Here is a 24,430-nt window from a genome sequence, read left to right on the forward strand (position 1 = left end):
CACCCGACCTACAACCGGAGCGATCGTAGCCCTACATGCCTGAGTATTGACCAGCGCGAGCAAAAGAACAGTTCAGGGCTCGCGCCATTCAAAAAATAAAGGGCGCGGTCAGACCGCGCCCTTCAAGAAACGGAATTACTCGCCCTGACGGGCTGGAGCATCCAGTTCGAAAGCCGTGTGCAGGGCGCGCACGGCCAGTTCCAGGTACTTCTCTTCGATGACGACGGAAACCTTGATTTCCGACGTCGAGATCATCTGGATGTTGATGCTTTCTTTGGCCAGGGATTCGAACATGCGACTAGCCACCCCTGCGTGGGAACGCATGCCGACGCCGACGATCGAGACCTTGGCAATCTTGGTGTCGCCTACAACTTCTCGGGCACCGATCTCGCGAGCGGTGTTTTCCAGCACGGTCTGTGCGGCCTGGTAGTCGTTGCGGTGCACGGTGAAGGTGAAGTCGGTGGTGTTATCGTGCGCAACGTTCTGCACGATCATGTCGACTTCGATGTTCGCGGCACTGATCGGGCCGAGAATCTTGAACGCCACGCCCGGGGTGTCTGGCACGCCACGGATGGTCAGCTTGGCTTCATCGCGGTTGAAAGCGATGCCGGAAATGATCGGCTGTTCCATGGTTTCCTCTTCATCAATAGTAATGAGGGTGCCCGGACCCTCCTTGAAGCTGTGCAGTACGCGCAGCGGAACGTTGTACTTGCCGGCGAATTCCACCGCACGGATCTGCAGCACCTTGGAACCGAGGCTGGCCATTTCCAGCATCTCTTCAAAGGTAATCTTGTCCAGACGCTGAGCGACCGGGACAACGCGCGGGTCGGTGGTGTAGACACCATCAACGTCGGTGTAGATCTGGCACTCGTCAGCCTTCAACGCGGCAGCCAGTGCCACGCCGGTGGTGTCGGAACCGCCGCGACCGAGGGTGGTGATGTTGCCGTGCTCATCGACGCCCTGGAAACCGGCGACAACAACAACGCGACCGGCCTTCAGATCACCACGAATCTTCTGGTCATCAATCTGCAAGATACGCGCTTTATTGTGCGCACTGTCCGTCAGGATCCGCACCTGATTACCGGTGTACGACACCGCTGGCACACCGCGCTTGATCAGCGCCATGGCCAACAGGGCAATCGTCACCTGCTCACCGGTGGAAACAATCACGTCCAGTTCACGCGGAACCGGTTGCGTGTCGCCACTGATTTGCTTGGCCAGATCGATCAGACGGTTGGTTTCGCCGCTCATTGCAGACAGCACAACCACCAGGTCATCGCCGGCATCGCGGAATTTCTTAACCTTGTCGGCGACCTGCTCGATTCTCTCGACAGTACCGACCGAGGTGCCTCCAAATTTCTGTACGATCAAAGCCATTTCAAAGCCGCCTCTGCCCATGAAGGGCGCCCAATAATCACTCGAACAGCCGCCGGGCCCGCCACTAGACTGCGGGCCGGACGGACTGCCTTATAAACCCTGCTCGACGAATGGAACGGTCAGTGCCAGTGCGCTATCCAGTGCGCCGGCGTCAACACCGCCGCCCTGCGCCATGTCCGGACGACCACCGCCCTTCCCGCCCACTGCCGCAGCAGCCTGCTTCATCAAATCACCGGCTTTGAGTTGGCCAGTCAGGTCCTTGGTTACACCGGCAACCAGTACGACCTTTTCCTCATGGACACTGCCGAGCAGGATCACTGCGCGGCCGAGTTTGTTTTTCAGCTGATCGACCAGCGCCAGCAGCGCCTTGCCGTCCTGACCATCCAGACGTGCGGCCAGAACCTTCACATCCTTGACGTCCACTGCCGAGTTCGACAGATCGTCGCCCGCGGCGCTAGCAGCCTTGGCTTGCAACTGCTCCAGCTGCTTCTCCAGTTGACGGTTGCGCTCCAGCACAGCCGACAGCTTGTCGATCAGGTTGTCGCGGCTGCCCTTGACCAGGCTGGCCGCTTCCTTGAGTTGTTCTTCTGCCGCGTTCAAGTAGGCCAGTGCCGCAGCACCGGTGACTGCCTCGATACGACGTACGCCCGATGCCACACCGCCTTCGCTGATGATTTTCAGCAGGCCGATGTCGCCGGTACGGTTGGCGTGGATACCGCCGCACAGCTCGACGGAGAAATCACCGCCCATACTCAGCACGCGTACGCTGTCGCCGTACTTCTCGCCGAACAGCGCCATCGCGCCTTTGTTCTTGGCGGTTTCGATGTCGGTTTCTTCAGTTTCAACCGCGGAGTTCTTGCGGATCTCGGCGTTGACGATGTCTTCCAGCGCTTTGATCTGTTCCGGCTTGATCGCTTCAAAGTGACTGAAGTCGAAACGCAGACGCTGGCTATCCACCAACGAACCTTTCTGCTGAACGTGCTCGCCCAAGACCTGACGCAATGCAGCGTGCAGCAAGTGAGTAGCAGAGTGATTCAGCGAAGTCGCGTGACGCACTTCGGCGTCGACGTGGGTTTCCACTGGCGCGCCGATGGTCAGGCTGCCCGAGTCCAGCACACCGTGGTGCAGGAATGCGCCGCCGGTCTTGGTGGTGTCACGTACGTCGAAACGTGCATTACCTGCCTGCAGGAAACCGCAGTCACCGATCTGGCCGCCGGATTCAGCGTAGAAGGGTGTCTGATTCAGCACGATCACCGCCTCTTCGCCTTCATTCAAGACGTCGACCGACTGGCCATCTTTATAGATAGCGACAATTTTTGCCGAACCGCTGGTGTCTTTGTAGCCGGTGAACTCGGTGGCCACATCGACCTTGACCAAGGTGTTGTAGTCCAGACCGAACGAACTGGCCGAGCGCGCACGAACACGCTGGGCTTCCATTTCACGTTCGAAGCCGACTTCATCGACGGTCAGGCCGCGCTCACGAGCGATGTCAGCGGTCAGGTCCATCGGGAAACCGTAGGTGTCGTAGAGTTTGAACACCACGTCGCCCGGCACCACGGTGCCTTTGAGTTCCAGCAGGTCCTGCTCGAGAATCTTCAGGCCATGCTCCAGGGTCTTGGAGAACTGCTCTTCTTCAGCCTTGAGCACGCGCTCGATATTACTCTGCTGCTTTTTCAGTTCCGGGAACGCCTCGCCCATCTCGGCAACCAGCGCCGCGACGATCTTGTAGAAGAAGCTGCCGGTAGCGCCCAGCTTGTTACCGTGACGGCAGGCGCGACGGATGATCCGGCGCAGTACATAACCGCGGCCTTCGTTGGACGGCAATACGCCGTCAGCGATGAGGAAACCGCACGAACGGATGTGGTCGGAAACTACTTTCAGCGACGACTGATCGCCGTTTTCGCAGCCAATGGCTTCGGCCGAAGCTTTCAGCAGGTTCTTGAACAGGTCGATGTCGTAGTTGGAGTTGACGTGCTGCATCACCGCACTGATCCGCTCCAGGCCCATGCCGGTATCGACCGACGGCGCTGGCAACGGATGCAACACGCCATCGGCGGTGCGGTTGAACTGCATGAACACGTTGTTCCAGATTTCGATGTAACGGTCACCGTCTTCTTCCGGCGAACCTGGAGGGCCGCCCCAGATGTGGTCGCCGTGATCGTAGAAAATCTCGGTGCATGGGCCGCACGGGCCGGTATCGCCCATGGTCCAGAAGTTGTCGGAGGCGTACGGTGCGCCTTTGTTGTCGCCAATGCGGATCATGCGCTCGACCGGCACACCGATTTGCTTGGTCCAGATGTCATACGCTTCGTCATCGGAGGCGTAGACGGTGACCCAGAGCTTTTCCTTCGGCAGTTTCAGAACGCCGGTCAGGAAGGTCCAGGCGAAGGTAATCGCGTCGTGCTTGAAATAGTCACCGAAGCTGAAGTTACCGAGCATTTCGAAGAACGTGTGGTGACGAGCGGTATAACCGACGTTTTCCAGGTCGCTGTTCTTGCCACCGGCACGCACGCACTTCTGACTGCTGGTCGCACGGGTGTACGCACGTTTTTCCTGGCCCAGGAAGCAGTCCTTGAACTGGTTCATCCCCGCGTTAGTGAACAGCAGGGTTGGGTCGTTGCCCGGAATCAAAGAGCTGGAGGCTACACGGGTGTGGCCTTGCTCTTCGAAGAAGCGAAGGAAGGCTTCACGGATTTCTGCGCTTTTCATTAGGTTCTTCCACGGAGGCTGCGGCCAAAGGCCTGTTCGAAACGTCAACAGACGAAGCGACGGCAAAGGGCCGCATTATATCGGCCCTGCGCGCGGGGTACAGCGTGTTTATACGATAGAAACGGTCAATTGGACGGCTAACGCTGTCACTTGCGCGAAAACTCGACGAATGTCGCGATCACTTGCTCGATTTGCGAGCGATTGACGTCCATGTGCGTGACCATGCGCAGACGTGCGGCGGCGCTCAACTTGATCCCGCGTTCGGCCGCAAAGGCCTTGATCGCTTCAGCTTTTTCAGCCATTTGCACATAAACCATGTTGGTTTGCACCTGCTCGACGATGAAACCGGCTTCACGCAAGCCCTCGGCCAGTAACTGTGCGTTGGCATGGTCGTCCGCCAGACGTTCGACATTATGGTCCAGCGCATACAGCCCCGCCGCTGCCAGCAGCCCGGCCTGACGCATGCCGCCACCGACCATTTTGCGCAAGCGACGAGCCTTGCCGATCAACTGCTCAGAGCCGCACAACACCGAGCCAACCGGCGCGCCGAGACCTTTGGACAGGCACACCGACACCGAATCAAAGTACTGAGTGATTTCCCGGGCATCCACGCCCAGCTTGACCGCGGCGTTGTAAAGGCGCGCGCCGTCAAGGTGCAACTGCAGGCCTTTGTCCTGAGTGAAGCGGCGAGCACGGGCCAGATATTCCAGCGGCAGCACTTTGCCCTGCATGGTGTTTTCCAGCGCCAGCAAACGAGTCCGGGCGAAATGGAAGTCGTCAGGTTTGATCGCTGCCGCGACCTGATCCAGATCCAGCGAACCGTCCGCCTGCACTTCCAGCGGCTGCGGCTGGATCGAGCCAAGCACTGCCGCGCCACCGCCCTCGTATTTGTAGGTGTGCGCCTGCTGGCCAACGATGTATTCGTCGCCGCGCTCGCAATGCGCCATCAGCCCCAGCAGGTTGCTCATGGTGCCGGTCGGTACGAACAAAGCGGCAGCGAAACCCAGGCGCTTGGCCAGTTCGGCTTCCAGACGATTGACTGTCGGATCTTCGCCGTACACATCATCTCCGGTATCCGCCGCAGTCATCGCGTCGAGCATGGCGGGAGTCGGTTGGGTGACGGTGTCGCTGCGAAGATCGATAACGCTCATGAACCTGGCCTCAAGTCAGCAGGGGAAATCCCTTTACGAAGTGGAATTACTGCGGTCATCGCGCGGATTAATCAACCCTTGCGCAAGGAAAAGTCGTTTCGAACCGCCAGAAAATTCGATGGCAATCATCAGAAAGGCGCAATGCACAGACACACAATCTGTGTTAAAAACGCTGCGCCGCCCGAGAAAGGGCGGCCAAAACGTTCTCAGGGCGGGGTGCAATTCCCCACCGGCGGTAATTGCGCGCAATGCGCATAGCCCGCGAGCGCTTGGCGACGAACACAGCTTGGGTTGTGCGCGGCGGCAAGGTCAGCAGACCCGGTGTGATTCCGGGGCCGACGGTCATAGTCCGGATGAAGAGAGAACGGGATTAACGCCAAAGGGCCGTCCGCGTGCATTCTTGCGTGCGCTCGTACCCTTGAATCCCTTTCGATTCATAACGCCCTGTTTTTCACACAAACAGGAGTCAGAACATGCAACCCACCGCTATCGACAGCAAAAGCAAACACCCCCACGGCGAGCGCGTAGCGTTTATCCAGGCCTGCTGGCACAAGGAAATCGTCGACCAGAGCCGTAAAGGCTTCGTCGCCGAAATGCTTGCCTTGGGTTATCAGGAGTCGGACATCGACATCTTCGAAGTTGGCGGCGCCTTTGAAATGCCTCTGCACGCCAAGTTGCTGGCCAAGACCGGTCGTTATGCCGGCATCGTCGCCGCAGCCCTGGTCGTGGACGGCGGCATCTACCGTCACGAGTTCGTCGCGCAGTCGGTAGTCAGCGGCCTGATGCAGGTCCAGCTGGAAACCGAAGTACCGGTGTTCTCGGTGTCCCTGACCCCGCATCACTTCCATGCTGGCGACGAACATCAGAAGTTCTTCTTCGAGCATTTCGTGCACAAGGGCCAGGAAGCGGCACGGACTTGCGCGGATACGCTGCGCAAGGTTCGCGCACTGCGCCGCACCGAGCCACATGCTGTAGCCGTGTAACGTCGAGTGAGTTTTTGACCTCACTCAAATCAAATGTGGGAGCGAGCCTGCTCGCGAAGAGGGACTGCCAGCCGACGACAAGTTGACTGGTAGACCGCTTTCGCGAGCAGGCTCGCTCCCACATTGGTTTTGTGCCGATTCAGATGTCGCTATCAGACGAGGTTTTCGTCAGTGGCCGGGACGATCAGAATGCCCGCGCGCAGGCCGTTCTTGACCTTCGGATTAGGGAAGATGATTCGCGCGCCCTCTTCCTCGATGACCCAGCGGGTATTGGCCAGGTCTTCGGCCAATACGTAGCCCATCTCCAACTCTGAAAAATTTTCGATGTCCTGCGGCAGGTTCAGGCGAAACGCATCGCTGTGCTTGATGATTTCCCGCGCGACGCTGAACAGTTGCAAACCATCCAGCTCCGGTTCAGCCATTTCCGGCTCACTGCCTTCAATGATCTGCTTCAGACGGGTTTCCAGCAGCGACACATTGACCCCGTCGTTTTGCCCGAACGGCCGTGCCTTGCCCAGTTCCAGCGTGAAAGACTCGGCACCGAGCTTGTCGTAGGTGTACGAGCTGAACACGATCGACGGTTTGTTCTGCAACAGCACCGCTTCCATCCCGGCAGCGCGCAGACGCGCCAGTTCCAGACGCGAATGCTGGCGACCTTCCTTCCACGGATACAGTGCGAACTGCTCGATCTTCGAACCGCGAATCGCCGTGTGCAGGTCATAGTGCAGACGCTGGCGATCCGGCAGGCTGAAGAAACTCGCCGCCAAACGTTCCAGCTCACAGGCACGCAGCGCTTCGCTGCCACTGCTTTGTTCATGACGGCCGTTGAACAGCCGATTGACGTCCTGCTCGACGAAACGCTCGCCCTTGCGAATCGCTTCCGGGTTGCCGAACAGGAAAAGAATGCGTGCGCGCGGCTTCAGATCACCGCGAGCGATATCGTGCAACAAGCGATCAAGCAACTCGATCGGCGCTGTCTCGTTGCCGTGAATGCCTGCCGACAGCAGCAGGTCCAGGCCATTGTCACGCGCTTGTGGTGGCCGGACTTCCAGCGCACCTTCGCTCAACCAGCGCATACGCACGCCTTCGACAGTCAGTTGAGTCTTCTCCGCCGGTTCGCGGCCGGCGAGGGTCAGTTCAAGCAGTTTGCCGAGGGCGAGCATAGAGCGGTTTCCTTAGTGGTCGTGGTTGCAATCCGGGCCGTGCACGTGGTCTTCGTCGTCGCCGACGTCAGCCGGTTCCATTTCCAGTTGCAGACTTACCAGATTAGTCGCCAATGGGCGCAACAGCAGGTTGGCGTACTCTTCGTCACCTTCCTCGACGTCCACGCCGATCAGCAGTTGGCCACGGCCGTCCTGCTGGATCCACAGCTCTTTGCCTTGCCACATGACCGCGACGCGGGTGCACGAGGTTTGCAGTTGCGTGCCGTCGGTGTCTTCAAGGATTAGCTGCAGGGAATCGCTCATGTTTTTACTCTCTTGGGGGAGACGAGCCGCGCGCCACTTTCAGGCGACGCGCCGGCCATCAATTGATCTGGAATGGATAAACCGCGCCCAGTTTAAGGATTTGCGTCAGTTCATCCAGTGCCGTCCGGCATTCAAGCAGCAATTGCGGATCCGCCAGATCGGTTTCGCTCAGGCGGTCGCGGTAGTGCTTTTCAACCCATGCGGTCAACGAACCGTACAACGGTGGCGTCATGATAACCCCTGGGTTGACCGCCGCCAGTTCGGTTTCGTTAAGCGCGACGCGCAGACGCAGGCACGCCGGGCCACCGCCGTTCTGCATGCTTTGCTTGAGATCGAAGACTTTCACTTCACGGATCAGACCGCCGGAGCTGGTCAGACTTTGCAGGTAGGCCCACACGCGCTCGTTGGCCTGGCACTCTTGCGGCACGATCAGCAGCATCGAACCGTCAGGACGCGAGAGCAATTGGCTGTTGAATAGGTAGGAGCGCACGGCGTCATCCACGGTGACTGCCGAACGCGGCACACACACGGACTGGAAGTTGCCGCCGACTTTGCCGAGTTTGCTCTGCAGCTCGGCCAGCATCTGATCGGTCTCAAGGAACGCGTCCTCGTGATAGAACAGCACTTCACCGTTACCCACGGCGATCACGTCGTTGTGGAACACGCCCTGATCGATCACGTTCGGGTTCTGCTGGGCGTAAACCACGCCTTCGTCACGCAGGCCGTGCAGACGTGCAACGGCTTGCGACGCTTCGAGGGTTTGGCGCGCCGGGTATTTCTGCGGCGCCGGGTAGCGATTGTCGAAGGCACTGCGACCGAACACGAAGAACTCGACGCCCGCCTCGCCGTACTCCCGGCAAAAACGCGTGTGGTTGGCCGCACCTTCGTCGCCGAATTGCGCCACTGCCGGCAGCGCGGCGTGATGGGCGAAGTGCTGCTGATTGGCGAACATCGCGCCGAGCACGCGACTGGTGGTCGGGTGCTCGATGCTGCGGTGGTATTTGCAGTTGAGGTTGGCGGCGGTGAAATGCACGCGACCGTCAGCGGTGTCGGCACTCGGGCTGACCGTGGCGGCGTTCGCTACCCACATGCTCGACGCCGAGCAACTGGCGACCAGCAGCGGCATCGCCTCTTTGGCAGCGCGCTCGATCACTTGCGCGTCGGTGCCGCTGAAACCCAGACGGCGCAGCGCGGCCACGTCCGGACGTTCCTGCGGTGCGAGCACGCCTTGCTGAAAGCCCATTTCCATCAGCGCTTTCATCTTCGCCAGACCTTGCAGCGCCGCTTCCTTCGGGTTCGAAGACTGCTGGCTGTTGCTCTGGGAGGCAACGTTGCCGTAGGACAGACCACCGTAGTTATGGGTCGGCCCCACTAGACCGTCAAAATTGACTTCATAGGATTTCATCAGCGAGGCTCCACGAGAATCTGTTGTTATAGGCTTCAGTAACTATTCTTTGCGACCGAGGCGCGGCCTTCGCGAGCAGGCTCGCTCCCACAGGATTTAGGTTGGACACAAAATGTGTGAACACCACTGAACCTGTGGGAGCGAGCCTGCTCGCGAATGGGCATCACGCCATTTTCACGCCAGGCGTCAGGGCGGCAGGCAACACCAGGCTCGGGGTTTCCAGCGACGCCACCGGGTACGCGCAGTAATCCGCCGCGTAATAGGCGCTGGCGCGGTGGTTGCCCGAAGCGCCGACACCACCAAACGGCGCGCTGCTCGCGGCACCGGTCAGCTGTTTGTTCCAGTTGACGATACCGGCGCGGCTTTCCAGCCAGAACTGCTGATAACGCGCTTCGGAATCCGACAACAAACCTGCGGCCAGGCCGTAAGCGGTGTCATTGGCTTCAGCGATCGCCGCTTCGAAATCGACATAACGGATCACTTGCAGCAACGGCCCGAACAGTTCTTCGTCCGGACGTTCAGCCACCGCGGTGACATCGAGAATACCCGGGGTCAGCAACGCGGCTTGCGCCTGTGGCTGCGTCATCGGCAGCAGCGACACAGCGCCGTTGGCCAACAGATGTTCTTGAGCATCCATCAGCGCTTTCGCCGCGCCGAGGGAAATCACCGAGCCCATGAACGGCGCCGGTTGCTGATCGAACGCGCCGACTTCAATGCTCGCACTGACGTCCACCAGACGCTTGAGCAGGCTGTCGCCCCACGCGCCTTGCGGCACCAGCAGACGGCGTGCACAAGTGCAACGCTGACCGGCAGAGATGAACGCCGACTGAATGATCGTGTAAACGGCTGCGTCGAGATCGGCGACCTGATCGACCACTAGCGGGTTGTTGCCGCCCATTTCCAGCGCGAGGATCTTGTCCGGACGCCCGGCGAACTGCTGGTGCAGATGGTTGCCGGTGCGACTCGAACCGGTGAAGAACAGACCGTCGATGCCTGGGTTCGCCGCCAGGGCGATGCCGGTTTCGCGCGCACCTTGCAGCAGGTTCAAAACACCTGCCGGCAGACCCGCTTCGATCCAGCACTTGACCGTCAGCTCGGCGACTTTCGGGGTCAGTTCGCTGGGCTTGAACAGCACGCTGTTACCGGCCAGCAGCGCCGGAACAATGTGACCGTTCGGCAAGTGGCCAGGGAAATTGTAAGGACCAAACACCGCCACCACGCCGTGCGGCTTGTGGCGCAGTACGGCGGTGGCGTCGCCCAACGGGCCGCTCTTCTCGCCGGTACGTTCGCGGTAGCTCTGCACCGAGATCGCGATCTTGTTGACCATGCTGGTGACTTCGGTCGCGGCTTCCCACAGCGGCTTGCCGGTTTCCTCACCAATGGTGCGGGCCAGTTCGTCACTGTGGTTTTTCAGGGCGGCAGCAAAGGCTTCGAGGACGCTGATGCGCTCTTCCAGCGTGCGACGTGCCCAACCCGGGAACGCCTGACGCGCAGCCTGCACGGCCGACTCGACCTGAGCGGCGGTAGCGCCCTCCCCCGCCCACAGCACTTGCTGGGTCACCGGGTTCAGCGATTGAAAGGCTTCGCCCTGACCGGCCAGCCACTCACCTGCGATGTATAGCGAATTCATTATTTCGACTCCCGTGCAGCGGACAACGCCACGGCGCGCACTTGGTCGCCTGCGTTGAGTTGAAGACGTTTGGCGGTCTGCGGGTCGACCACCAGCGTGCCAGCAGCGAGACGCGCCGGCGCAGCGGTGATGCGGCAGTCTTCGCGCTTGCGGTTATGGATGATGAACGGCGTGGCGTCGTCGCCCGGTGTGCCAACGGCGAGCACCAGCGCTTCACTGTCACGTACCGCGCGGATCTTGCCGGTTTCGCATTCGATGGCCGGACCGGCGTCGAAGATATCGACGTAACCCTGATAGCTGAAACCTTCGCTCTTGAGCATCGCCAGTGCTGGCTCGGTGTCCGGATGCACCTGGCCGATGACGTTACGTGCGCCTTCGGACAGGAAGCAGGTGTACAGCGGAAATTTCGGCATCAGTTCAGCGATAAAGGCCTTGTTGCCGACACCGGTCAGGTAATCGGCCTGGCTGAATTCCATCTTGAAAAAGTGACGACCGAGGCTTTCCCAGAACGGCGAACGACCGGCGTCATCAGAGACCCCGCGCATCTCGGCAATGATCTTGTTGCCAAACAGTTCCGGGAACTCAGCGATGAACAGCATCCGCGCCTTGGACAGCATGCGACCGTTCAGACCGTTGCGATAATCGGCGTGCAGGAACAGCGAGCACAGCTCGGAATTGCCGGTCAGGTCGTTGGCCAGAAACAGCGTCGGAATCTCGCGATAGATGTTCAGCTCTTGCGAAGCGCTGACGGTCAGGCCGACACGGAAGTTGTACCACGGCTCACGCAGACCGACGGCGCCAGCAATGGCGGAAATCCCCACCACACGACCATCGTCGTCTTCGAGCACGAACAGGTAGTCCGCGTCGCCACGACCGGCTTCGCCGCGAAAGGTCTTCTCGGCCCAGCCGACCCGGTGGGCCAGACGTTCTTCGTTGGCCGGCAAGGTGGTGAGGCCGGTGCCGGTGCTGCGGGCCAGATCGATCAGAGCGGGTAAATCGCTGCTGCGTACGGGACGAACAATCATGCTATCTCCTCAAACGGGCCGCCTTCGCCACCCGTGAAACTCGCTAAGGCGTTAAACCGCCACCAGGCGCACGCTGGCACCTTCACCGACGCCCAGGGCTTCGGCCGCTTCCAGATCCAGAGTCACCGGTTTGCCCGGCGCGTAATCCAGCTCCAGCAACACCGCGCGGTAATCCTGCAACTGTGCGTTGGCCACCAGATACTGACGCCCGGCGCCTTTGACCGGCTCGCCGATCTTCACCGGCACCACACGGCTCTGGGCGATCGAACGGATCCCCGACACACGTGCATGCAGGGTCGGGCCACCGTCGAAAATGTCGATGTAGTGATCGGTCTCGAAGCCTTCGCGCATCAGGATGTCGAAGGTGATCTGCGCACGCGGGTGCACCTGGCCCATCGCCTCTTGGGCGGAATCCGGCAGCAGCGGTACGTAGATCGGGTAATGCGGCATCAGCTCGGCGAGGAACGTACGGCTTTTCAGCCCGCACAGGCGTTCGGCTTCAGCGTAATTGAGGTCGAAGAAGTTGCGTCCGATGGCGTCCCAGAATGGCGAGTCGCCGTTCTCATCGCTGTAACCGACGATCTCGGTCACCACCGAATCGGCGAAACGCTCCGGGTGACTGGCGACGAACAGCAGACGGCCACGGGAGTTGAGTTCGGACCACGGCGAACCGACCAGCTCGCGCTGCACATAGAAACTGGTCAGCAAGCTATTGCCGGTCAGGTCGTGGCACTGCGAGAGCACGTGGATCTTGTTGTGAATCTTCAGCTCGCGGGAGGCATGGACGAACGTCTCGTTGCGGAAGCTGTAGAACGGCTCCGAGTAACCGGCCGAAGCTACAATCGCCGAGCAACCGACCAGCTTGCCGGTGGCGGTGTCTTCGAGGACGAAGAAGTAACTCTCCTCGCCATTGAAGCTCACTTCGGCGGCAAACGAGGCTTCGCTCGCCGCAATCTTGTCGCTCAGACGTTCCACGTCATCCGGCAAGGAAGTGACACCAATCGGGCTGTCCGCAGCCAGACGCTGTACCTCGCCCAGATCAGCCATTTGCGCGGGGCGCATCACCAGCATGGTGTCACTCCTTAATCTCAGAACTTACAGAAGAAATAACCGGGCCTACATGAAGATCAATGTAGGAGTGAGCCTGCTCGCGATTGCGGTCTGTCAGAAACCAATGAGTCGACTGACACACCGCAATCGCGAGCAGGCTCACTCCTACAGTTGATCTGGTCCGGCATAAAATTTTGATCGACGCCTGAAAAGTTCCAGGCGTCGAAGGGTCTATCAGGCTTGTGTCAGTTTTGCTGCAGCACGTTCGAAGCGGTCCAGACCAGCATCGATATCAGCGTCTTCCACTACCAGGCTCGGGGCGAAACGGATCACGTCCGGGCCGGCCTGCAGAATCATCAGGCCTTCTTTCTCAGCGGCGTTGAAGATGTCTTTGGCCTTGCCTTTCCAGGCATCGCTCAGCACACAACCGATCAGCAGACCGAGGCCACGTACCTGAGTGAACAGGCCGTACTTCTCGCCGATCTGCTCAAGACGCGATTTGAACTTGTCGTGCTTGGCGTTCACGCCGTTCAGCACTTCAGGCGTGTTGATCACGTCGATCACCGCTTCAGCGACCGCGCATGCCAGCGGGTTGCCGCCGTAGGTGGTGCCATGGGTGCCGACGACCAGATGTTTGGCCAGCGCTTCGGTGGTCAGCATGGCTGCGATCGGGAAACCGCCGCCCAGGCTTTTGGCGCTGGTCAGGATGTCCGGGGTCACGCCGTAATGCTGGTAAGCGAACAGCTTGCCGCTGCGGCCCATGCCGGTCTGCACTTCGTCGAACACCAGCAACGCGTTGTTCGCGTCGCACAGCTCACGGGCTCCTTGCAGGTAAGCCAGCTCGGCCGGCAGTACGCCGCCCTCGCCCTGGATCGGTTCCAGCACGACCGCGCAGGTCTTGTCGGAAACTGCAGCTTTCAGTGCCGCCAGATCGTTGTAAGGCACGTGGGTGATGCCGGTGATTTTCGGGCCGAAACCATCGGAGTACTTCGACTGGCCACCGACGTTGACGGTGAACAGGGTACGGCCGTGGAAGCTGTTCAGCGCGGCGATGATTTCGTACTTCTCGCTGCCGAAACGGTCGAACGCCACGCGACGGGCCAGCTTGAAGGCGGCCTCGTTGGCTTCAGCGCCGGAGTTGCAGAAGAACACGCGCTCGGCGAAGGTTGCGTCGATCAGCTTGTGCGCCAGACGCAGGGCCGGCTCGTTGGTGAACACGTTCGATACGTGCCACAGCTTGTTCGCTTGCTCGGTCAAGGCACCGACCAGCGCTGGATGCGCATGGCCCAAAACGTTGACGGCGATGCCGCCGGCGAAGTCGATCAGCTCGCGGCCGGCCTGATCCCAGACGCGGGAACCGGCGCCACGCACCGGAATGAAAGCGGCAGGCGCGTAGTTGGGAACCATTACCTGGTCGAAATCGGCGCGTTGTACCGCAGCGTGCTCAACGGACATCGGAGTCTCCTGATGAGGGCCACCCGCCTGAAACTGGCGAGCGATGGGGGGATTGTAAGGACAGTTTTCAGCCCGGCCTTGCCGCCAAGCGACAACTTCTTATAGCGCAAACCCCGGATTTTCCCGGGTTTACGGCAATGCGACATATAGCGTCGCAAAGGCGCAGTTTAAACCGCCGCTGCCGATTTGCGGCAGGCCGGCAAGAATATCAACTCAACCCGTTCTTACCGGTATAAATATGTACCGCACCGACGCGGCATTGCTCTGGTTTGCTTGGCACTTTCCGAACGCCAAGGATTGGCCCGATGCATCCGACCGACCAGCAGACTACCGACACCCGCGCCAACGTCGATTCAAACCAGCCCGACGCTCATTACCTGCACCTCAAGGCCAGCATGCCCGACTGGCTGGGTAACGCTTCGGCTGCCCGGCGCACCGCCCTCAAGACCACTCAACCCGCTCTGCCCCTCAAGCTGCGGGCGTTACCGGCCACCCAGCATCAGGCGTTGAAGGCGCTCAATGCTGCACACTGGAACGCCCAAAACGATGTCGACCGGCAACTGGAGAGTTTCCGGGATGCCGGGACCTTTGCCGAACCGTTGCTCAAAGCCGCATTGAAAGAAAGATTCGACCTGGATCTGGACGTCAAAACCACGTACCTGCACCTCTACGTTCCGGTCACCGCAACCTGGCTGCCGATCAAGACCGGCGCACGCACCTGGACGGTATCGCTGCTGGACGCCGCATTGCATAACTTCGAGGAGAAGGAAACCCGTGACGATGCCTATGAGGCCGAGTCAGGCTTCATCGTCTTCACCCCGAAAGGCGGCCGATACACTCGCCAGGACGACGCCGCATCTGCCCTCCGTACCCAACCGTCACTGACCGACCCGTTCGACACCCTGCCCTGGATCAAGGAAAGAATGAGCATCCCGGCATTTACCAGCCTCTGCCGAACGCTGGATATCGGTGCGCAGTACAAAACCTGGCTGGAGGACCATTTGGGCTTTAGCGATGAAACCAAAGCGTCGGCATTGCGCCTCCAGGTCGACAAAAGCCAGCAAGCCGCACTGAAGGCCGCCCTGCTGTTTGCCCGCATGAACAACGATATCAGCGAGGCCTATTTTCGCACCATCACCGGACTGGTCGACGGTCAGCCGCACCTGCGGATCAATGGGCATGCCCTGCGATGCAACTGCCTGTCGATGATGGATGCCCCATTGACCGGCATCGTGGTGTTCGCCCCGCAGGCCGATGAAGCGCGAAGCGTCGCACGGCTGGTGGCGTGGGTGCCGGATGACCCGGAGCACCCGATCAAGGAGTACGCCTCATCGGCGGCGCTGGAAGTTGAATTGACCCGGCAGTTGCGCTCGCGCGACTACCAGAAATTCTTCAGCCGCTTCGTCAACCATGAACAACGCGGCCTTTTCTTCTCCAGCCTGAACGCTCGCCTGAGCCAGCTGAAATGGCACAAGCCGCAGGCGGACAGCTCGCTGCCGTCCTGGCGCGACGAACCGTTCGACAGGCCCAATCTGCAACTGGCGGCCACACCGATCAGCGACGAGTTATGGGAGCACCTCTATCAAGGCAAACTGAACAAGATTCTCAATGATGCGCAAGTGACTGCCGTCGCGACCGCCACGGTCGATTCGAAAGTACGCTGGGCACTGTGGGATTCAATCGTCGCCATTGCCTCGACGATTGTGCAGACCGCCGCCCTTGTCATTGCGCCGTTCGTGCCGATGCTGGGCGAGATCATGATGGCGTACATGGCTTACCAGTGGCTCGATGAAGTGTTTGAGGATGTCCTCGAATGGTCGTACGGCCAGACCACTGAAGCACTGGGGCATCTGTTCGGCTGTATCGAATCGCTGATCCAGCTCGGCGCTTTTGCCGCCGGCGGGGCCATTGCCGTGGGCGAGTTCCGCAACGTGCTGCCCAGAGAGATTGTCGCCTTCATTGATCGCTTCAACCCCGTGCAGACGGCCACCGGCAAAACCCGCTACTGGGAACCGAACCTGGCCCGCTATCAGCAGAAATCCCTGCCGGCAACACACTCAAAACCCTCCCGCCTGGGCCTGCACGAACACGATGGAAAACTGTTGCTGCCCCTTGAACAGGGCCACTACGCCGTCAGCGAGAGCGCCATTCCGGGCCAATACCGAATTGAGCACCCAACCCGCCCCGACGCCTACCGCCCCATCGTGCGCCACAATGGCGACGGCGCCTGGCACACCGAACTCGAGCAGCCGCTGGCCTGGGACAGCGACACGGCGCTGCGGCGCATCGGCCAATCAATGGAGTCGTTTTCACCCGCACGCCGCGAACGGATACTGCAGGTCAGCGGCTATGACGAAGAGGGTTTGCGCACAATGCATGTCGAGCAGGAGTCGGTGCCGCCGCTCCTGGCCGACAGCATCACGCGCTTCAAAATCGATCAGGATCTACACGTCTTCATCGAGCAACTGGGCAGTGAGTTGCCCGAGCTCTATCGAGATGCCGACCCGCTCACACAGCTGGAATTGCTCGCAGGGGCGGGGCGCTGGCCTGCCGATAACCGCCTGCGCTGGGTGGACGCGCAAGGCGAAGTCGCCTGGCAATCCTCGACCGATGAAAGCCTGTCGGTGATGGACATTCGTCAGGACAACCTGATCGAGCAAGACATACTCAAAACCGTGCTCAATGGCCTGAATGAGCAGGCTGCCAGAACACTGCTCGGCGAAACGTTCGGCGGCCCCACGCTCTCGCTTGATGTGCGCACGGGCAATTTGCGCAAGCAGTTGCTGCAACGAGCCAGACAGCAACGCGGCGCGATGTTCGAATCCCGCTATCAGACAAGCGAGCAACCTGACGACCCACTGGTCAGGACAATCGCACAGCACGAGCCCGCACTGCCCACCCGCGTCAGCCAGCAGTTGCTCAACAGCGCCAGCGGTGACGAACTCGTGCAAATCAGCGAAGGGCAACTGCCGCAACGACAACAGCAACTCATGCAGATGGCCAGCGAACAGGTGCGCATCACACGTGCTTTCGAAGGACTGGAGCTGGATTCGGTGAACAACCCGGACACCGACGCGCTGGTTCTGCACAGCCTCCGGCGCGTGCCCGGCTGGAGCGGTGATGTGCGTCTGGAAATTCGCGACGAAACCTATGAAGGCAAGATGCTCGACAGTACCGGGCGAGCGGATGCGCCGGCGCAAAAAGTGCTGGTCAGACAAGGCGATGGCCGCTATCAGCCATTTGACGACCGCGGCCAGGAACTGCATGCGCCCAGCGATATTTATTCCAGCATTCTGTATGCGCTGCCGGATGCCGAACGCCAGGCCCTGAACATGCAGATTGGCCAGCCAGAACAATTGCGAAACGCGATCCGCGCCCGACCACTGGATCGGGATGACTTGCGCGTGGCGATTTCCCTGCCCCCCGCGCCGAAACCCGAGCTGGAAACGTTGCGCCTGGTGGGGCGCGGCGGCCGCCAGCCAACATTTGGCCTGCCTGACGCTTATGCGCCGCCCGGCGCCCTCGCAGAACCCGCACCGCTGGAACCTGTTCAAGTGATCTTTCGTGGCTACACCGCTCAGGACGCCGAGAACTTTGCGAACCGATTCAATCAGGACCCGGTCGCCATCAGAAACGAACTGGCTCGCTTGAGGACTGAACTTGGCCAACTGCGCGATGACCTGCGGCTGTGGGAAAACCAGATCCCCGCAACCGATCCTGCCACCGGTCTTCCCCTGACGGCCATTGAACGAAGGGCTGCGACGCAAAGCCGAACGCGCCTCAGGATGGATATGGAACGCTGCTGGCGCAGGGAATTGCGCAACTCCGGCGGTTACGTGCTGCAGATCAGGGAGCCAATCATCGGTGACCTCCCTGCATTGAACGCTGACTTCAGTCATGTCACGGCGCTGAGCATCAATGGCAGTGCCCGAACCGGTGCCGTCGATGGGTTTCTGCAGCAATTCCCGCAACTGCATTATCTGGACATACAAAACCTGAGTTTGCCAAACCTGCCGCCCGCAATCACCTCAATGTCAAGGCTGCGAAATCTGACCATGCGCGACTGCGGCATTGTCCTGCCTGCCGACAGCCGAGTGCTGTTTTCCCGCCTGCCCGAACTCCTGCTGCTGGACTTGCGAGGCAACCGTCTAGGTATCGCGCCCGATGTACACACCATGCCTTCGCTGCAATACATCAATCTCGACAACACGGGAATCACCAACCTGCCAGACCGCGTGCTGGATCACCCTCGACTCATCACTGGCAGGTTCGACGGCAACCGGATCACTGACATTCCCCAGGTATTTTTTGACCTGGATCCCGCGCTGAGCGATGGCTTCAGTTTTGCCAACAATCCACTGTCTCCAATCAGTCGAGAGCAGGTGAAAACTTACTACCGGCAAACCGGAAAATACTTCGGCATCCTGCCTGAGACAGCCGACATGAATCGGGCCATGAACCTGTTTCCCGCCCTTGATACCGAGCGGGCCGCCGCGTTGCTCTATCAGTTGCCGGGAACGCTGATTGACGGTCGCGCTCAGCTCGCGGAATGGGAAACCGAAGTGCATAAAATGCACAACGACCTTGCTCAATGGACCAATGACGTGCCTGAACATCACCCGGAAAGCGGCCAGGCGCTCACCATGAGAGAGCGAATCGACCAGCGCCTCGCCCGGCAGGGATTCAGCATCAGACTCGAACAGTTCTGGCGAGAAAGAGCCTCTTCGTCTGCGAGTCCGCGTAACAGCCACCTGCAAGCGAGCGTTGACTTCATCGGCAACATGCCACCAATCGATGCAGACTTCAGCCACGTTGGTGAATTGACGCTGGAAGGCAACAGAAACGTTTCGGCCCTGGTACCGTTCCTGCAACGCTTTCAAAATCTGACCCGGCTGGAGCTGAGTTTTTTTGACCTGGAGCCGAACGCTCTGTCATCCATCAATGTGCAGCAACTGGTCATCCTGCAGCTCAAGAGTTGCGGGGTCGTGAACAGCCCGGAAAATCAGGCGGCACTCTGCGCCATGAATCAGCTGCAGACCCTCGAATTGCGCGGCAACCCGCTCGGCTCCTTTTTCGATTTGAACCTGCTGCCCGCCCTCAAGCACCTCGACCTCTCGGACACAGGTCTCGGCGAGCTTCCCCCCGGCATCACCGACAATCCCAATCTGGCAACAGCACTGTTGAGCGAGAACAACCTCACCGAATTGCCCGACGCCCTGTTCGATCTCCCGGCTGAACGCAGCGACGGCATCGATCTGGCCGATAATCCCCAGCTCTCGCTCGCCACCCGCGAGCGGATAAAAACCTACTATCGTCGAACCGGGCAGGATTTCGACGTACTGGCGGCCGCCACGGACATCACCCTGGCACGCGAATTGTTCCCGACGCTCGACACTGTCGAGGCCAGTGAAGTGATTTATGACCTGCCAGGCACCCTGGCAGACGCCAGGGCTCAACTTTACACCTGGAAAACAGAGCTGGAAGCACTCAAACGCGACCTCGGCGCCTGGACCCTTCAAGTACCGCAACATGATCCCGTGACCGGTGCGGCCATCGATGCCATCGAGCTGTACAACAACTACACGGCACGATCGGAATTCGCCCAACGATTACAGGGTTTCTGGCAAAACCGATCGACTACAACCAGCATGCGCGAGGATCATTTCTTTGCCAATCTGGCCTTCAGCGGGAATATGCCAAGGCTGACGGCGGACTTCAGCCACGTGTCAACGCTGAACCTGATGGGCACGGCAGCCATTGGTGACATTGCCTCCTTCATTGACCGGTTCCCCAACCTGCACGCTCTGGAAATGCGCAACTTCGCGCTGGGGCAGATCCCCGCCAACCTTGCGCGCCTGTCAGAACTCAAGGAACTGACACTGACCAGTTGCGGTATCACCCTCACACCTGAGGGGCAGACGTTGCTGCAATCGTTGAGTGAACTTGAACTGCTTGACCTGAGCCATAACACGCTGGTGCAGATTCCCGATCTGGCGGGGCTGCCGATGCTAAACGATATTCGTCTGACCAACACCGGCCTGGCCAACGTGCCCAATGGGCTGACCACCCACCCGAACCTGCGAAATGCTCTCCTCAACGACAACGCGATCACGGAGCTGCCCGAATCGTTTTTCGCGATGGACATCGATCTGGCCGATGGCATTGATCTGGAAAAAAATCCTTTGTCCGTTGCCAGTCGTGATCGCATCAAGGCGCATTACGCCGCCATTGGCTATGACTTCGGCGTACTTCCCGAACTTGCCGACATCACCAAAGCACAGGAATTGTTTCCTGGCCTGGAGATCGAAGATGTCACCCATGTGATCTATGAATTGCCGGGAACGCTGGCAGACGGCAGCGCTCAACTGGCGCGCTGGGAGATGGAAATCGCGCAAATGGTCAGCGATCTCGCCGAGTGGTCCGACCGTGCCCCGACAGGTGGGACAGGGTTGAACATGAGCGCTGCTGACAGAGCGATACAACGGTTTGAGCGACGAGCGTTCAGTCGACAACTGGAACAATTCTGGCGTGGCCGACAAAACAGCAAAACAGAGCTCAGGCTCAATGCGTTCGACGCCAATCTCAGGGTGATCGGTGAACTGCCAACGCTAAGTGCCGATTTCAGTCATGCCTCCCAATTGACGTTGCAGGGCAACGAAGCGCTGTCCGGCACCGAGGGTTTCCTGAACTGCTTTAGCGGACTTGAAGCACTGGAAATGCGCCGCTTTGCCCTGGATGGATTCCCTCAATCCTTGTCCCGCATGCCGCGACTCAAAACACTGGTGCTCAGCAACTGTGGCATTACGCTGGATGAGTCGGGGCAAGCCGCATTGTCGTCGTTGTCCCGACTGACCATGCTGGATATGTACAACAATCCGCTAGGCAGCGCTCCTGACGTGTCAGCGCTACAAGCGCTGACATTCATTGACCTCTCCAAAACCGGAATCGATCAGATCCCGCGCGGCCTGCTCGAACTGCCGGCGCTGGAGACAGCGGTACTCCATGAAAACCGCATCAGCGTGCTGCCAGAGGCGCTGTTCCAACTGCCCGCCGACGCCAGCCATGGCTTTGACCTGAACAAGAATCCGCTGCTACCGGCCACGCGCGAGCGGGTAAAAACTCATCGGCAAACACTGGGCATTGATTTTGGTATTTCCGTACCTGAAGAAGATAGCCGACTGGCCCGCGAGCTCTATCCGCACTTGACCGATTCGCGCCTCGACGACCTGGTCTACAGCCTGCCGGGAACACTGGCCGAAGGGCACCTTGAACTGGTGCGCCGACAGACCGAAATGTCGACCTTGATCAGTGACCTCGAGGCATGGACCCGGCAGACGCCCGTCGATTCCGACAGCGGCACACCACTGAACCCCGAAGCCTTGCGTCAGGAGCGAGAACGCAGGGAGCAATTCAGGGAGCGCCTGGAATACTGCTGGCGCCGGATTGTCGCGCAAGGTCAGAACGAGTCCGAGTTTTCCGTGAGCCTGCCATTTATCGGCGAGCTGCCCACACTGTCGGCTGACTTCAGCCATGTACGCAAATTGACCCTGGCGAGTAGCCGCTCAGCGTCCCCGCGGGTCGGTCGATTCCTCGAGTGCTTTGGCAATCTGCAAGCACTATCCCTGGAAAGTTATCACCTGGGCGACATCCCTGGTGCGGTTCTGGGCATGCAAAGTCTGACGGAGCTCAGCCTGGTCGATTGTCATATCACCCTCAGCGAGAACACTGCGAATGCGTTGATGACCATGAACAATCTGCAGCGACTGAGCCTGAGCAACAACCCGCTGGGTCGCACCCTCGATCTCAGTCAGATGACGGCATTGTCCATCCTCGACTTGAGTGGCACCGGGCTGACCGACGTTCCTTCAGGATGGATCAATCACTTCAATCTTATAATTGCCAGACTGAACAATAACGCCATCGTCGAACTGCCCCTTGAGCTGATGGACGTCAACAATATCGACTTCGACTTCAGCGGCAATCCGCTATCTTCGACCAGTCAGCATACCCTCAATGTTTACCTCAGCAGAAGGACGGCGAGACTGGAGCAGACGCGACGGACATGGCACGAAATCGACGCGTTCGAAGACTCCTCGTTTTCCAGTGGTTCGGGACCCAGGCCAAGCCTACCTACTTCGGATGATTCCGATATGGTCGTCGACTAGGATCTAGCCGCGCTCGGGAGGAACCGACGACAACTCGAAAGGACTGCTGCTGCGCCGCTGGTTACGATCTTCCCGCGGCGTGGCACCGAAGAAGTTGCGATAGGCGCTGGAGAAATGCGGCCCCGAGGAGAAGCCACAGGACAAACCGATCTGGATGATCGACTTGCTGGTCTGCATCAACATCTGCCGGGCCTTGTTCAGGCGCAGTTCCAGGTAGTACTGGCTCGGCACACGGTTGAGGTATTGCTTGAAGATCCGCTCAAGCTGTCGACGGGACACGCACACATGCTGGGCGATTTCGTCGGTGGTCAGCGGTTCTTCGATGTTGGCTTCCATCAGCAGCACTGCTTGGGTGAGCTTCGGATGGCTGGAGCCGAGACGGTTTTGCAACGGGATGCGCTGACGCTCGCCACCTTCGCGGATGCGCTCAACGACCAGTTCTTCCGACACTGCACCGGCCAGTTCCGCACCGTGATCGCGAGCCAGCACCGCCAGCAAGAGATCGAGTACGGACATGCCGCCGCACGCGGTCAGGCGATCACGATCCCAGTCGAACAGGTGACTGGTGGCGATGACTTTCGGGAAACGCTCGGCGAAATCGTCCTGCCAGCGCCAGTGCACGGCCGCGCGATAACCATCGAGCAGACCCAGTTGCGCCAACGGATAGACACCTGCGGACAGACCGCCGATGACACAACCGGCACGCACCAGTTGCTTGAGCGCACTGCTGAGTGCCGGCGCCAACGTGGTCGGCGGCTCGTCAGCGAGCAGAAACAGCTTCTGGAAGTTTTCGAGCTTGCCCGTCCACGCCTCACCGGGCAATTGCCAGGCGCCATCGGCCGCCGCTGCTGTCACGGCTTCGGCCTGCAGGAACGACAGTTCGTAAACCACCTCCGGGTGCACACGCTGAGCAACACGCAAGGCTTCCTCCGCCAGCGCCAGCGTCAACGCTTTAGTGCTGGGCCAAATCAGGAAACCAATTCGATGGGCAGTCATGGGCGGGCGATCCGAAACGAAGAACAGTGATGAAGGCATGGGCCAATGCTAGCCCGTAAATGAACACAAATCATAAGTCAGGCGCAGATCACCTGTAGGAGCTGTCGAGTGAAACGAGGCTGCGATCTTTTGATCTTGTTGTTGAAGACCAAAAGATCGCAGCCTTCGGCAGCTCCTACAGAGAACTGGAGCCAGCCTTCAGGTTGCGGAGCATGCACTATCTCGGTGCGCAACGGCAGCCCTGAATTATTTCAAGCTGCCCGAGAGGAACTGCTGCAGACGTTCCGATTGCGGATTGACCAGCACTTCGCGTGGGTTGCCGCTCTCTTCAACAACACCTTTGTGCAGAAACACCAACTGGTTCGACACTTCACGGGCAAAGCCCATTTCGTGTGTCACCACGACCATGGTGCGGCCTTCCTGAGCCAGCGCTTGCATGACTTTCAGCACGTCGCCCACCAGCTCCGGGTCGAGGGCCGAGGTCGGCTCGTCGAACAGCATCACCTCAGGCTCCATCGCCAGCGCACGGGCAATCGCCACACGCTGCTGCTCGCCGCCGGACATGTGTCCTGGGAAAGCATCCTTACGATGGGCCACGCCAACCTTGTTCAGGTAGTGCTCGGCTTTTTCGCGGGCTTCGGCCTTGGATACGCCGAGTACATGCACTGGCGCTTCCATGATGTTTTCCAGCGCGGTCATGTGCGACCACAGGTTGAAATGCTGGAACACCATCGACAGGCGCGAACGCATGCGCTGCAGCTGTTTCGGATCAGCGGCTTTCAGCGCGCCGTCCTTGTTCGCCACCAGCTTCAGCTCTTCGTTGTTGAGCAGGATCTTGCCCGCGTGCGGCTGCTCGAGCAGGTTGATGCAACGCAGGAAAGTACTTTTGCCGGAGCCACTGGAGCCGATGATGCTGATCACATCGCCGGCTGCCGCTTTCAGGGACACGCCCTTGAGCACTTCGTGACTGCCATAGCGTTTATGCAGGTCTTGGACTTCAAGTTTGTACATGCGGTCG

At 59.7% G+C, this 24,430-nt stretch carries 14 protein-coding genes and 1 riboswitch; of the genes, 2 read left to right on the forward strand and 12 right to left on the reverse strand.

The genetic code is table 11. The features are described 5' to 3' along the window. Nucleotides 1–135: 135 nt before the first annotated feature. The 3 genes from BK670_RS23760 to ltaE form a co-directional block, all read right to left on the reverse strand. Nucleotides 136–1,377, reverse strand: a complete 1,242-nt coding sequence (locus tag BK670_RS23760) for an aspartate kinase (protein WP_007919332.1) — start codon at nucleotides 1,375–1,377, stop codon at nucleotides 136–138. 90 nt (nucleotides 1,378–1,467) lie between these two features. Continuing rightward, on the reverse strand, nucleotides 1,468–4,086 hold the full coding sequence (gene alaS, locus BK670_RS23765) for an alanine--tRNA ligase (protein WP_123453415.1): 2,619 nt from the start codon (nucleotides 4,084–4,086) through the stop codon (nucleotides 1,468–1,470). A gap of 146 nt (nucleotides 4,087–4,232) precedes the next feature. After that, nucleotides 4,233–5,237, reverse strand: coding sequence for a low-specificity L-threonine aldolase (ltaE, locus tag BK670_RS23770; RefSeq protein ID WP_123453417.1), 1,005 nt, complete (start codon nucleotides 5,235–5,237; stop codon nucleotides 4,233–4,235). 198 nt (nucleotides 5,238–5,435) lie between these two features. Next, a riboswitch (FMN riboswitch) is annotated at nucleotides 5,436–5,607 on the forward strand. Between the two features lie 103 nt (nucleotides 5,608–5,710). Between ltaE and BK670_RS23775 the strand changes: the two genes are divergently transcribed. Then, on the forward strand, nucleotides 5,711–6,220 hold the full coding sequence (locus BK670_RS23775; protein ID WP_093430389.1) for a 6,7-dimethyl-8-ribityllumazine synthase: 510 nt from the start codon (nucleotides 5,711–5,713) through the stop codon (nucleotides 6,218–6,220). Between the two features lie 152 nt (nucleotides 6,221–6,372). Here BK670_RS23775 and astE read toward each other — a convergent pair whose 3' ends face one another. The 7 genes from astE to BK670_RS23810 all read right to left on the reverse strand — a co-directional run bounded on the left by astE (nucleotide 6,373) and on the right by BK670_RS23810 (nucleotide 14,251). Beyond that, nucleotides 6,373–7,383 carry a succinylglutamate desuccinylase gene (astE, locus tag BK670_RS23780; protein ID WP_123453419.1) on the reverse strand — a complete coding sequence of 337 codons (1,011 nt, stop codon included), beginning with the start codon at nucleotides 7,381–7,383 and terminating at the stop codon, nucleotides 6,373–6,375. Nucleotides 7,384–7,395: 12 nt separating this feature from the next. Next, nucleotides 7,396–7,686 carry a hypothetical protein gene (locus BK670_RS23785; protein WP_027612641.1) on the reverse strand — a complete coding sequence of 97 codons (291 nt, stop codon included), beginning with the start codon at nucleotides 7,684–7,686 and terminating at the stop codon, nucleotides 7,396–7,398. 58 nt (nucleotides 7,687–7,744) lie between these two features. Continuing rightward, a complete protein-coding gene (astB, locus tag BK670_RS23790; protein ID WP_123453421.1) occupies nucleotides 7,745–9,091 on the reverse strand; it encodes an N-succinylarginine dihydrolase in 1,347 nt (448 codons plus the stop codon). 163 nt (nucleotides 9,092–9,254) lie between these two features. Continuing rightward, nucleotides 9,255–10,724 carry a succinylglutamate-semialdehyde dehydrogenase gene (gene astD, locus BK670_RS23795; RefSeq protein WP_185036829.1) on the reverse strand — a complete coding sequence of 490 codons (1,470 nt, stop codon included), beginning with the start codon at nucleotides 10,722–10,724 and terminating at the stop codon, nucleotides 9,255–9,257. Then, nucleotides 10,721–11,746: an arginine N-succinyltransferase gene (astA, locus tag BK670_RS23800; protein WP_123453425.1), complete on the reverse strand. Its 1,026-nt coding sequence runs from the start codon at nucleotides 11,744–11,746 to the stop codon at nucleotides 10,721–10,723. Before astA ends, astD begins: the two co-directional genes overlap by 4 nt. Before the next feature lie 51 nt (nucleotides 11,747–11,797). Beyond that, nucleotides 11,798–12,817 carry an arginine/ornithine succinyltransferase subunit alpha gene (aruF, locus tag BK670_RS23805; protein ID WP_007951057.1) on the reverse strand — a complete coding sequence of 340 codons (1,020 nt, stop codon included), beginning with the start codon at nucleotides 12,815–12,817 and terminating at the stop codon, nucleotides 11,798–11,800. Between the two features lie 213 nt (nucleotides 12,818–13,030). Continuing rightward, complete coding sequence (locus BK670_RS23810; RefSeq protein ID WP_123453427.1) at nucleotides 13,031–14,251, reverse strand: aspartate aminotransferase family protein; 1,221 nt, start codon at nucleotides 14,249–14,251, stop codon at nucleotides 13,031–13,033. Nucleotides 14,252–14,556: 305 nt separating this feature from the next. Between BK670_RS23810 and BK670_RS23815 the strand changes: the two genes are divergently transcribed. Then, the gene (locus BK670_RS23815) at nucleotides 14,557–22,416 is read left to right on the forward strand and encodes a dermonecrotic toxin domain-containing protein (protein WP_123453429.1); all 7,860 of its coding nucleotides are present in this window, start codon (nucleotides 14,557–14,559) and stop codon (nucleotides 22,414–22,416) included. 3 nt (nucleotides 22,417–22,419) lie between these two features. Here the strand turns inward: BK670_RS23815 and argR are convergent, their stop codons facing one another. Then, the gene (gene argR, locus BK670_RS23820) at nucleotides 22,420–23,412 is read right to left on the reverse strand and encodes a transcriptional regulator ArgR (RefSeq protein WP_185036821.1); all 993 of its coding nucleotides are present in this window, start codon (nucleotides 23,410–23,412) and stop codon (nucleotides 22,420–22,422) included. A 246-nt stretch (nucleotides 23,413–23,658) separates the two neighbouring features. Beyond that, complete coding sequence (locus BK670_RS23825; protein ID WP_003227281.1) at nucleotides 23,659–24,423, reverse strand: ABC transporter ATP-binding protein; 765 nt, start codon at nucleotides 24,421–24,423, stop codon at nucleotides 23,659–23,661. Between the last annotated feature and the right edge of the window lie 7 nt (nucleotides 24,424–24,430).

Origin of the sequence: Pseudomonas fluorescens (genome assembly GCF_003732425.1) — a bacterium.
GTDB lineage: Bacteria > Pseudomonadota > Gammaproteobacteria > Pseudomonadales > Pseudomonadaceae > Aquipseudomonas > Aquipseudomonas fluorescens_BE.

Coding starts and splice junctions, on each gene's coding strand:
- BK670_RS23760 (WP_007919332.1), bottom strand. CDS start 1,377: ATGGCTTTGATCGTACAGAAATTTGGAGGCACCTCGGTCGGTACTGTC.
- alaS (WP_123453415.1), bottom strand. CDS start 4,086: ATGAAAAGCGCAGAAATCCGTGAAGCCTTCCTTCGCTTCTTCGAAGAG.
- ltaE (WP_123453417.1), bottom strand. CDS start 5,237: ATGAGCGTTATCGATCTTCGCAGCGACACCGTCACCCAACCGACTCCC.
- BK670_RS23775 (WP_093430389.1), top strand. CDS start 5,711: ATGCAACCCACCGCTATCGACAGCAAAAGCAAACACCCCCACGGCGAG.
- astE (WP_123453419.1), bottom strand. CDS start 7,383: ATGCTCGCCCTCGGCAAACTGCTTGAACTGACCCTCGCCGGCCGCGAA.
- BK670_RS23785 (WP_027612641.1), bottom strand. CDS start 7,686: ATGAGCGATTCCCTGCAGCTAATCCTTGAAGACACCGACGGCACGCAA.
- astB (WP_123453421.1), bottom strand. CDS start 9,091: ATGAAATCCTATGAAGTCAATTTTGACGGTCTAGTGGGGCCGACCCAT.
- astA (WP_123453425.1), bottom strand. CDS start 11,746: ATGATTGTTCGTCCCGTACGCAGCAGCGATTTACCCGCTCTGATCGAT.
- aruF (WP_007951057.1), bottom strand. CDS start 12,817: ATGCTGGTGATGCGCCCCGCGCAAATGGCTGATCTGGGCGAGGTACAG.
- BK670_RS23810 (WP_123453427.1), bottom strand. CDS start 14,251: ATGTCCGTTGAGCACGCTGCGGTACAACGCGCCGATTTCGACCAGGTA.
- BK670_RS23815 (WP_123453429.1), top strand. CDS start 14,557: ATGCATCCGACCGACCAGCAGACTACCGACACCCGCGCCAACGTCGAT.
- argR (WP_185036821.1), bottom strand. CDS start 23,412: ATGACTGCCCATCGAATTGGTTTCCTGATTTGGCCCAGCACTAAAGCG.
- BK670_RS23825 (WP_003227281.1), bottom strand. CDS start 24,423: ATGTACAAACTTGAAGTCCAAGACCTGCATAAACGCTATGGCAGTCAC.